The following is a 12,445-nucleotide window of genomic DNA, read 5'->3' as shown; positions in this document are numbered from 1 at the left end:
AAGGTCTATAGCGCCGATGGTACTGCATGGGAGACTGTGTGGCAGAGTAGGACGTTGCGAGGTAAGCAAAAAAGATAGTTGTAATAACTATCTTTTTTTATTTTGTAATATTTCGCACTTTTAATAAGTAGGCTCTATGGTATTAATTGATTCATGTGCTTGAATTGTATTATTTAAAATATATGAATAATTATAAAGTTTAAGGTAATATATTAAAGTTGTTTTAATACTAATTGTTAAAGAGAGGATTCAAGATATGGATTCTCTTTTTTTATGGTATGAATTTTGGTAAATTAAACACTATTATCATTGGTTATATAGTGAAGATCGCCCTCTGATCATGATTTTAAAAAGATATATAAGTGACATGAGTTTAAAATCATTTTTCCAATATTAAAAACTTAGCAGAATAAAACTTAGGTGCTGCTCACTTTATTTCCTAATACACAGCGTCTTTTATGCGCTTGATTATTGCTATTCTGTGAATTAATTTTAAATTTAATAAAATGAATGATTGAATATTATACATTATATATGGATAAAAATATATATTTATTATCTTAAAAGTTAAATTAATTATAATTTTTATTAAAAATAAAGAAAAATAAGTGAAAAGTACCATAAAATTTGGTAAGATATATATATAGTGAGAATTATAATAAAGAGAAGCATTTAATTTAGTTTATGAGAGGGATATGAATATGGATGGGGGTATAGTTTAATGCAAAATGATCCTAAAAGCAGTAAGATTAAAGATAAAGATGAAATAGGTCCTAGAGATATGAACGGTTTGACAGAAGAAGACGGAAAAGTATCTATCGAAGATAATTCATCTGTTGAGAAAAGAATAAGTAAGACAAAGGGAAGAGCGAAAAAGAAAATTTCCTCAAAGGAAACAACTGAATTAAATCCAATTAATAATCTAGATATTAAGGTAAAAGACATTACTACAAATGATAAAGAAATTGGTATTAAATCTAAAGGGAGTTTAAAGAAATCTAAGGCAATTGATAAGAAGAATGCGTTGGAGAATAAAAACGAAGAAAAAATTATTTTAAAAGAAGAGAATAATAAAGAATCTGAATTGGAGGGTGGAGATAATATTAATAAATCTAAATCCACCAAAACGAATGAATTAAATGTACAATCAAAGACAAAAAGAAAAACTAATAAATCTTCAAAAGGGAAATCTGCAGTAACTTCAACAAAAGCAAGCGCAAGAAAAAAATCAGCTTCAAAAGAATTAATGGGAGAATTTCAAGCAGAAGGGGAGAAGATTGAAAAGTCGAAAACAGAACATAGTAAAATTAATGTTAAAAAGAGAACAGAAAGTATTGATAAATCTGAAATAACTAATCTTAACACATATTTGTTTCATCAAGGTAAAAACTATGAATCTTATAATATTTTAGGCTCACATATTAAAACTGAGAAAAGAAAGAAAGGTGTGCAATTTGTAACGTGGGCACCTAATGCAAAAGATGTATATGTAGTTGGGGATTTTAATAATTTCGAAGTAAAAGAGGAATACAAACTTGAAAGAATAACTGAAAATGGATTATGGAGAGGCTTTTTTTATACTGCGAAGGCCGGAAATAGATACAAGTATTGTATAGTGGGAAGCGATGGAGAGATGGGAGAATACAAAGCCGATCCGTATGCAATACAAAGTGAATTGAGACCAGATAATGCATCAATAGTATATAAGCCTAAAGCTTTCAAATGGAATGATAAAAAATGGATTGATCAAAGAAATAAAATAAATGTACTTGAGCAACCATTAAATATATATGAGATACATTTGGGCTCATGGAAGACAAATAAAGATGGCGGATTCTTAAAATACGAAGAAATCGCAGAAGATTTACCTAAGTATGTAAAAGATATGGGATATACACATGTAGAGCTTATGCCGCTTATTGAACATCCATTGGATGCTTCTTGGGGATATCAGGGGACAGGTTATTATTCACCAACAAGTAGGTATGGGGATTATGAAGGTATTAAAATTTTAATAAATAAATTGCATGAGGCTAATATAGGAGTAATAATGGATTGGGTTCCAGGTCATTTTTGTAAGGATGCTCACGGATTATATAAGTTTGATGGAACACCAACATACGAGTATCAAGAAGAATGGAGAGCGGAAAATAAGGGTTGGGGAACTTGTAATTTTGATCTAGGTAGAGATGAAGTTAAAAGTTATTTAATATCGAATGCATTATACTGGTATAAAGAGTTCCATATTGATGGATTAAGGGTTGATGCTGTATCAAGCATACTTTACTTGGATTATAGCAGATCGCCCGGGGAATGGATACCAAACAAATATGGAGGAAATGGGAATTTAGAAGCAATAGATTTTCTAAAGGAGTTAAATAAAGCAGTATTTGCAGAATATCCGACTGCACTTATGATTGCAGAGGAATCAACATCTTGGCCTAATGTCACAAAACCTGCAATTTATGATGGTTTGGGATTCAACTTAAAATGGAATATGGGTTGGATGAATGATACATTAGAGTATGTCGAAATAGATCCTAAATATAGAAAACATAATCATAAAAATATAACATTTGCGATGATGTATAATTATGCTGAAAATTATTTATTACCACTTTCACACGATGAAGTTGTTCATGGTAAGAAATCATTGGTAAACAAAATGTGGGGAGATGAATGGAATAAGTTTGCAGGTCTCCGAGCGTTTATGTGTTATATGATGGGACATCCGGGCAAAAAGTTATCGTTTATGGGGTGCGAATTTGCTCAGAAAATTGAGTGGAGAGAATATGAGGAATTAAAATGGAACCTAATCGATGATTTAGGAATCCATAAAAAAACTCAATTATTTTTTAAGGATTTAAACAATCTATACCTTAATAATAAAGCTTTTTGGGAGCTCGATCATGACTATAGAGGCTTTAATTGGATAGAAGCCGATAATAATGAACAAAGCATATTAATTTTTGCTAGAAGAAGTAGAAATGATAAAGATACACTGATTTTTATAATTAATTTTACTTCTATTGTGTATTATGATTATCAAATTGGAGTACCATTTTTGGGGAGCTATGAAGAAGTATTTAATTCTGATGATAGTAAATATGGTGGTTCAGGTCAGATTATGGGTGAAATGCTTGTATCTGAAAAGACTCAATTCCACAATCAACCATATTCTTTGAAAGTAAAAGTGCCTCCAATGGCAACATTAATATTAAAAGTGAATGAAATTAATGTAGATCAAGAAATTAAAGAAAAAGATGAATAAAAGGTTAAAAAGACCGTTTGAGAAAGTAAATATTATAAAAATATCTATAGTATAATGATATAAATTTATTTGCTAGAGGTTGAGGGGGATAAAGAATGAGAGTTTTATTTGTAGCATCTGAAGCTAGTCCGTTCATTAAAACAGGGGGGCTCGGAGATGTTGCTGGGGCATTACCAAAAGCACTTGCACAAAAAAATGCAGATGTAAGAGTTGTTATACCAAAGTATAAAGAAATTAGTTGGGAAGTAAGAGACAAGCTAAGGTTTGTTAAATGGTTTAATGTTAAAGTTGGATGGAGAGAACAATTTTGTGGCGTATGGGAATGCTTTCATAATGGAGTAACATATTATGTTTTAGATAATGAAGCATATTTTAAGAGAGATGAAGTCTATGGATTCTATGATGATGCAGAGAGATTTGCGTTCTTTGATAGGGCCGTATTAGACATGTTGAGGCAAATAGATTGGCAGCCAGATCTTATACACTGCAATGACTGGCAAACTGGGATGTTACCTGTACTATTAAAATTTGAATATAAAAGAAATGATATGTTCTATTGGAAGATGAAATGTGTATATTCAATTCATAATATAGCATTTCAAGGAGTATTTGATCCTCAAATATTACCGGAGTTATTTGGATTTGATATGGAGCTTTATAATAACACATGCTTAAAATTTGATGATGGCGTAAGTTATATGAAGGGTGGATTATGCTATTCAGATGTTATTACAACTGTTAGTAATACTTATGCATACGAAATACAAACACCTGAGTATGGTCAAAGATTGGATGGAGTATTAAGAGAGAGGTCCTATGCATTAAGAGGAATAACAAATGGTATAGATTATGATGAATTTAATCCGAAGACAGATAAATTTATTAAAAAGAACTATAGTATAAACTCTATTGAAGATAAAGCAATAAACAAGACGGAGTTACAAAAAGAGCTAGGGCTAACTGTTGATAAAAATATACCAATGCTGGCGATGGTAACTAGATTGACAAGTCAAAAGGGAATGGATCTATTAGTAAATATTTCTGATAAACTATTACAAGAAAATGTTCAACTAGTTATTCTAGGAACGGGAGATAAGCATTATGAGGAACATTTTAAATGGCTAGATTCTAGATATGGAAATAAGGTGTCTGCTAATATTAAATTTGATAATGGGTTAGCAAATAAAATTTATGCAGCATGTGATATGTTTTTAATGCCTTCACTTTTTGAACCATGTGGATTAGGGCAATTAATAGCACTTAGATATGGTTCTATTCCTATAGTTAGGGAAACTGGGGGACTCAAGGATACAATAATTGCATATAATGAGTATACTGGAGAAGGTAATGGGTTTAGTTTCAGAAATTACAATTCAGATGAGTTATACAATATAATAGAATATGCGTTATGGATATATAAGGATAAGGGTAAGTGGGAAAATCTAATCGAAAATGCAATGAATTCTGATAATAGCTGGAATAGGTCAGCTCAAATATATTTAGATTTATATAGAGAATTAACAGGACAAGATTAAGATGAGGACATAATGTTATGAGGGGGTATATCAATGCTCGAAATGGATAAAAAAACATTTAAAAAAGCTTATGTAAATAAGTTTTTAGAAATGCATGGTATTGAGTTAAAAGAAGGAACTAATCAACAAAAGTATGATGCTTTGGGAAGCTTAGTAAGGGATTATGTTACAAGAACTTGGCTTAAAACAAATAAAAAATATAATAAGACTGGGGAGAAGCAAGTTTATTATTTTTCTATGGAATTTTTACTGGGACGGTTACTTGGAGATGCTTTATTAAATATAGGCATAAGAGATATATGTAAAGAAGCGTTATCAGATTTAAATATAAATTTAGAAGAGTTGGAAAACTTGGAGCAAGACCAAGGACTAGGTAATGGTGGATTGGGAAGACTTGCAGCATGCTTCTTGGATTCAATGGCATCTTTAAATATTCCAGGAAACGGGTGTGGGATTAGATATAAATATGGATTTTTTCAGCAAAAAATTATAGACGGAAAACAAGTTGAGGTATCTGATGATTGGTTAAAGCTAGGAAACGTCTGGGAGAAGAGAAAAGCAGAAAAAGCAGAAATTGTTAAGTTTGGTGGAGAAATAAAAGTAAGCGAAATAAATGGACGCTTAAGCTTTATGCATATAAATTATGAGCCTGTATTGGCAGTCCCATATGATACTCCAATTGTAGGGTACGAAAATGAAATTGTAAATACCCTTAGATTATGGAGTGCGGAGGCGGTTTCAAACGAGTTTGATTTTTCATCATTTAGTAGAGGTGATTTTCTCCAAGCAATTAAGTATAAAAATTCAGTTGAATCAATTTCGCAAGTGCTGTATCCAGAAGATTCATTTTATGAAGGTAAAATGTTAAGATTAAAGCAGCAATATTTCTTTGTTTCAGCGGGAGTTCAAAGCATTATAAGGCACTGTAAAAAGCATGGAAAAGATATATTGTTACTAGATGAAAAAGTGGCGATTCATATAAATGATACTCATCCTACACTTGCGATACCGGAACTTATGAGAATATTATTGGATGAAGAAGGGTTAGAATGGGATACGGCTTGGAGAATAACAACTAATACAATATCGTACACTAATCACACAATTTTGGCAGAAGCTTTGGAAAAATGGCCAATAGATATGTTTCAAAAATTGCTTCCAAGAATATATATGATTGTTGAAGAAATTAATAAAAGATATTGTGCAGAACTTTTAACTAAATATCCAGGCAACCTTGAAAAAGTTAGAAGAATGGCGATAATAGCTGATGAGCAAGTCAAGATGGCACATCTAGCGATTGTAGGCAGTCATAGTGTAAATGGGGTAGCAAAACTTCATACAGAAATATTGAAGAAAAAAGAGATGACAGACTTCTATTATCTTTATCCAAATAAATTCAATAATAAAACTAATGGAATTACTCATAGAAGATGGCTTTTAAAAAGTAATCCAGAGCTTACAAAACTAATTAAAGATACAATTGGAGATAGCTTTATAAGACATCCACTTGATCTAAAGAACTTTGAGAGGCATTTGTATGATGAAGTGATTCTAGAACAGTTAGGAAAAATTAAAAAATTTAACAAAGAAAAGCTAGCAAGTATAATATTAGAGAATGATAATGTAAGAGTGGATCCTGATTCTATATTTGATGTTCAAGTAAAAAGAATACATGCTTATAAGAGGCAAGTACTTAATTGTTTAAGAATAATGGATTTATATAATAAATTAATTGATGATCCTAATTACGATATAGTTCCAAGGACATTCATCTTTGGAGGAAAAGCTGCACCAGGTTATTATTTAGCTAAAAATACTATTGAATTAATAAATTGTGTTGCAAACAAAATAAATAATGATTCTAGAGTAAATGAAAAGATAAAAGTTGTTTTTATTCAAAATTATAGAGTTTCACTAGCTGAACAAATAATCCCGGGGACAGATGTAAGTGAGCAGATCTCAACAACAACAAAAGAAGCTTCAGGAACATCAAATATGAAATTTATGATGAACGGAGCTATTACAGTAGCAACATTAGATGGGGCAAATATTGAAATAAAAGATGAAGTTACAGATGATAATATAGTGATATTTGGATTAACTGCAGATGAAGTATTGAATTATTACAAAAATGGAGGATATAAATCTATTGATATATACAACAATGATATTAGAGTAAAAAGTGTAATTGATGATTTAATAAACGGAAAATATCATAGTGATAAAAATAAATTTAGAAGTATATATGAAAATCTAATAAATTATAATGATGAGTTTTTTGTTTTACAAGATTTTGACTCATATTTAAAAGCTCAAGATAAGATTGATACTCTTTATAGGAATGCTAGTAAGTGGCAAAGAATGTGTGGAATTAATATTGCACATTCAGGGATATTCTCATCTGACAGAACAATAGAAGAATATGCAACAGGTATTTGGGGATCAGAGGTAATCTATAAGAATCTATAGGAGGATTAACTGAATGAATGATATACAGGTATTACATGACTCTCAAAGCATAAGATTTAGAAGGCCCTTTGGAGCTGTAGAGGTTGATCAAAAGGTTAAGATATCTATTAATATTAATAAAGACATAATTGTAGCAATCGAATTGATAAAATTCGATGGAACTAAAATGAATATGGGAATGAACAAGGAATATTCAAATAATGGTGAATTTAAATATTCTGTAGAAATTGATACATCTGATGCTTTGGGGATATTAGAATACTATTTTATTTTAATAGATGGGTATGACAGAGTATATTATGGAAATAATGACAATCATTTGGGAGGAGTTGGCCAAATATATACTTATAATCCTGTGCCATATCAAATAACTGTATATGAAAAGTCATTCGTACCAAGATGGTATAAAGAAGGTGTAATATACCATATTCTAATAGATAGATTTTACAATGGAAATGAAAATAAAATTATAGATAATACAAAAGAAAACTCATTTATATACGGAAGATGGGATGATAGCCCTATGTATATTAGAGATAGTTTTGGAAAAATTGCTAGGTGGGATTTTTATGGAGGAAATCTAAAGGGGATAATAAAGAAATTAGATTATATAAAGGAATTGGGAGCTAATATAATAAAGTTAAGCCCAATATTTAAATCCCCTAGTTGCCATAAATATGATACAGCGGACTATGAAATTGTAGATGAAATGTTCGGCACAAATGGTGAATTTAGAGAATTATGTAAAGTGGCAAATAGTAAAGGAATTAAAATTATTCTAGATATTGTACTGAGCTATACAAGCTCTGATAGTAAATATTTTAATAAACTAGGAAATTACGACGATGTTGGAGCGTATAATTCACCAAACTCTAGATTTTATGATTGGTATAAATTTATTACATATCCATATAGGTATGAATCTTGGTGGGGAATGGATGATAGACCGAATGTTAACTCGATGCAAAAAGAATATGTTGACTATATTATAAGTGGAGATAATTCTATTATAAATAAGTGGACAGATATGGGAGTTAGCGGATGGTTTTTAAATGTGACAGATGAGCTTCCAGATGAATTTATAGAACTAATAAGAAAGAAAATCGGAGAAATAAATAAGGATACTGTACTTTTAGGTGATATATGGGAAGACGCATCTAATAAGATAAGTTATTCAAGAAGACGAAAATATTTACAAGGGAATGAAGTGCAAGCTGCAACTAATTATCCCTTAAGGGAAAGTTTAATTAATTTTATCAAGGGGTATATAAAGTCAGATAAGTTAAGACAAAAAATTATGTCATTGTACGAGAACTATCCAAGAGAAAGTTTTTATGGAAATATAAATATTTTAGGTACCAATGATACAGAAAGAATTTTAACTGTTCTGGATGAAAATATATCACTGTTAAAATTACTTATAGCAATTCAATTTACTTTGCCAGGAGTACCACTGATATACTATGGAGATGAAGCCGGCATAAGAGGTGGAAGAGAGCCTGATAATAGGAGAAGCTATCCATGGGGGAAAGAGAACAAAATGCTTGCTGATTTCTACCATAAAATAATTAAAATAAGAAATAATGAAGATGGGTTAAAAAAAGGGAAGTTAAGTATCTTTGAAACTGATCCAAACGTATTTGCGTTTGAAAGAAAATATGAAAATGAAAGCGTAATAGTATTAGTAAATGTTTCAAGCGAAGCTAAATTAATTAAAGAAATTAACTTAAGTGGAGATTATGTGAATTTACTTGATATTAGTGAAAAGTATAAGTTTATAGGAAGTGATAGTGTTATAACTATCTTTCCGTATGATTTGAAAATATTGCGTAGGATCTAGTTCATTGAGTTTGATTATATAATAAAAAATTGACAAATATTTTGATATATGCTTATGTGGAATTTAATGGAAAACAAATGTATAATATATTGTATGCAAAAATATAAATATAAATTCTAGGGGTAATCATATTATAAAATAATTATTAAAAATATAATATGCTTCTGCAAGTTCACTTAAATAAAAATGTAATAACAATCATTTTTTTTGAACATAGGAGCATATAATATAAAATTTATCTAATGAGAACAAACACATATGAGAGGAGATAATATTATGGGTAAAAATGAAATTGTGGCAATGATATTGGCTGGTGGACAAGGATCGAGGTTAGGGGTATTAACAAAAAAATTGGCTAAACCAGCAGTACCGTTTGGAGGAAAATATAGAATTATAGATTTTCCATTAAGCAATTGTTCGAATTCAGGAATATATACAGTAGGAGTATTAACACAGTATAAACCACTAGAATTAAATGCACATATTGGCATAGGAGAAGCATGGGATTTAGACAGGGCTCATGGAGGGGTACATGTATTGCCACCATATCAAGAAGAAAAAGGCGGAGAGTGGTATAAGGGTACTGCAAATGCAATTTATCAAAATATAGAATTTGTTGATAGATATGATCCAGAATATATTTTGATTTTATCTGGAGATCATATATATAAGATGGATTATACAAAGATGCTAGATTTTCATAAAGAAAAACAGGCAGAGGCAACTATAGCTGTTATTGAAGTGCCAATGGATGAAGCATCTCGATTTGGAATAATGAATACAAGGGAAGATTTATCAATATATGAATTCGAAGAAAAACCAAAAAACCCAAAAAATAATCTAGCATCGATGGGAATATATATTTTCAATTGGAAAACTCTAAAAAAATATTTGAGAGAGGATGAATCGGACAAGACATCAAAAAATGACTTCGGAATGAATATAATTCCAAGTATGCTTGGCAATGGGGATAAAATGGTTGCGTATCCATTTAAAGGATATTGGAAAGATGTTGGTACTATAGATAGCCTATGGGAAGCAAATATGGATTTGATAAGAGAAGATAATGAACTTGATTTACATGATGAGGAATGGAAGATATATTCAGTCAATCCAGTAAGGCCGGCACAATATATAGGAGAGAATGCAAAAGTATCTAATTCATTAGTTGTTGAAGGTTGTGTTGTTAATGGACAAGTGGAAAGCTCAATATTATTTCAAGGAGTTCAAATAGGAAAAAACTCAGTTGTTCGAGATTCAATAATTATGACGGATGCTAAAATAGGTGATAATGTAGTTATTGAAAAAGCAATTGTTGGAAGCGGAGCAATAGTTCGAAAAGACTGTAAGATTTCTTTAGGTGATGAAATAGCTATTATTGCAGCAAAAGAAGAAGTAAAAATGGGTACAGTTATAGAAAATAATAAAGCAGTTTAGCGAGATCACTAAGGGGGAGAAAGAAATGAAAAATTGTATTGGTATAATCAACTTAGATGAAAATGAAAACAGAATGGGTGAATTAGTAGTTAATAGATCTCTTGCTTCAGTTCCTATTGCAGCAAGATATAGAATTATAGATTTTATTTTATCAAATATGACTAACTCAGGAATTAATTGTATAGGAATATTTACAAAGAATAAGTCAAGGTCTCTAATAGACCATTTAACAAATGGAAGACCATGGGACTTAAATAGAAAAAAAGATGGATTAAAAGTTTTTAACTTTGGAAATGACGAGCCTGTTTATGATGATGTCCATAATTTCGCTGAAAACATACAATTTTTAACACATAGTAGAAGAGAGTATGTATTATTAGCACCAAGCTATATGATTTGTAATATAGATTACAATGAAGTTTTGGAATACCATAAGAGTACAGGTAAAGATATTACAATGGTATATAAGAAGGTAAACAATGCAGATGAAGCTTTTGGTGATTGTGGCGTATTAAACTTTGATGATTCAGGAAGCGTTATAAGTGTAGGAGAAAATATAGGGAAAAGTCCGAAGGCAAATATTAATATGGAGATGTATATATTAAAAACTGAATTATTTATAAATATTGTAAATGAATGTGTAAGCAGTGGAATGTATCGAAAGGTCAAAGAGTATATTCATAATAATTTAAATACACTAACAGCAAGTGCTTACGAATTCAAAGGACATTTAGATTGTATAAATTCCATTAAGGCATTATATGATAGCAATGTGGGATTTTTAAATAGAAAAGTAAATAAAGAAATTTTTAATGATGAAAGACCTATATATACAAAAACTAAAGATGAAGCGCCAACTCACTATGCAGATACAAGCAGTGTTATAAACTCAATAATAGCAAATGGTTGTAGAATAGAAGGAACGGTTGAAAATTGCATAATAGGCAGAAGAGTATATATAGGAAAAAATACAAAGTTAAAAGATTGTATAATAATGCAAAATAGCAGAATTGGTGACGATGCAGTATTGGATAATGTAATTGCAGATAAAGGTAGCGAGATAAGAAGTGGTGAGACCCTTATTGGATCAGTTATGTATCCTTTGGTTATAAAGAAAAAAAGTAGTATTACTAAGTAAAGATATATAGAAGATACTATTTTTAGAAATTGAATAGTTATATTATTATAAAATATTAATTAGGTAAGTATCAGAAAATTAGATTTGTGATTCATTAAGTTAGTATTATCTATATTAGGAAAATTAAATGCAGAATTTGAACGATATAGTGATTAACAACTAAGAAATAATGTTAGCAAAGTATAATTTTATGATGCTTACTTTATTTATATCAATACAACTTTAATATGTCTATTATGTGATAGATAAGGTATGTTAAAAACTTTATACATTATGGATTACTATTTTATTTATGGAACTAATAGAAGTATAAATTTATAGTATAAACATGATATAGTGACACAGAACTGTTAGTCTTAGAGAAATTTAGAAAGTAAATTTAATCTGGAATTTATTATAAGTATTAAGCCGTATAATCTCATTGCTAATTTATAATAAGGGGATAACAGTATGCACATCACATAATATTTTAACAAATATGTTGACAGCATAACGGGAACGTGTTAAGATAAATAACGTCGCTGAGATATGTAAATAACTTAATGATAAATCGCAGATTTGTATCTTAAATATGATTTTAAAGATTTTGAAAAAGGTTATTGACATAATATAAAATAAGTGATATACTAAATAAGTCGCTTGAGGGTGATAAAAATTAATAACTACAATGAGAATTGTAGGGAAGAAAATTGGTCTTTGAAAATTGAACAGAATAACATAAATACATTTAAGTAAACCAGCAATTTTTATTTGAG

At 29.9% G+C, this 12,445-nt stretch carries 6 protein-coding genes; all 6 read left to right on the top strand.

Going from position 1 to position 12,445, the window contains the following annotated elements; genetic code table 11:
• Positions 1-721 precede the first annotated feature (721 nt).
• The 6 genes from glgB (at position 722) to glgD (ending at position 11,690) form a co-directional block, all read left to right on the top strand.
• Positions 722-3,271: a 1,4-alpha-glucan branching protein GlgB gene (gene glgB, locus L3B96_RS26840; RefSeq protein ID WP_238949037.1), complete on the top strand. Its 2,550-nt coding sequence runs from the start codon at positions 722-724 to the stop codon at positions 3,269-3,271.
• Between the two features lie 95 nt (positions 3,272-3,366).
• A complete protein-coding gene (glgA, locus tag L3B96_RS26835; RefSeq protein WP_023976931.1) occupies positions 3,367-4,806 on the top strand; it encodes a glycogen synthase GlgA in 1,440 nt (479 codons plus the stop codon).
• Between the two features lie 33 nt (positions 4,807-4,839).
• Entirely contained in the window at positions 4,840-7,275 is a 2,436-nt protein-coding gene (locus L3B96_RS26830) for a glycogen/starch/alpha-glucan phosphorylase (RefSeq protein ID WP_238949036.1), read from the top strand.
• A 13-nt stretch (positions 7,276-7,288) separates the two neighbouring features.
• Entirely contained in the window at positions 7,289-9,115 is a 1,827-nt protein-coding gene (locus L3B96_RS26825; RefSeq protein ID WP_238949035.1) for a glycoside hydrolase family 13 protein, read from the top strand.
• A 276-nt stretch (positions 9,116-9,391) separates the two neighbouring features.
• Positions 9,392-10,552 carry a glucose-1-phosphate adenylyltransferase gene (locus L3B96_RS26820; RefSeq protein WP_023976928.1) on the top strand — a complete coding sequence of 387 codons (1,161 nt, stop codon included), beginning with the start codon at positions 9,392-9,394 and terminating at the stop codon, positions 10,550-10,552.
• A gap of 25 nt (positions 10,553-10,577) precedes the next feature.
• A complete protein-coding gene (gene glgD / locus L3B96_RS26815; protein ID WP_077831439.1) occupies positions 10,578-11,690 on the top strand; it encodes a glucose-1-phosphate adenylyltransferase subunit GlgD in 1,113 nt (370 codons plus the stop codon).
• Positions 11,691-12,445 lie beyond the last annotated feature (755 nt).

The sequence above is a fragment of the Clostridium sp. YIM B02569 genome, assembly GCF_022320765.1.
In the GTDB taxonomy this organism is placed as follows: Bacteria; Bacillota; Clostridia; order Clostridiales; family Clostridiaceae; genus Clostridium; species Clostridium beijerinckii.
Note: the sequence above shows the minus strand (reverse complement) of the source record. Positions and strands in the feature narration are given on the sequence as shown.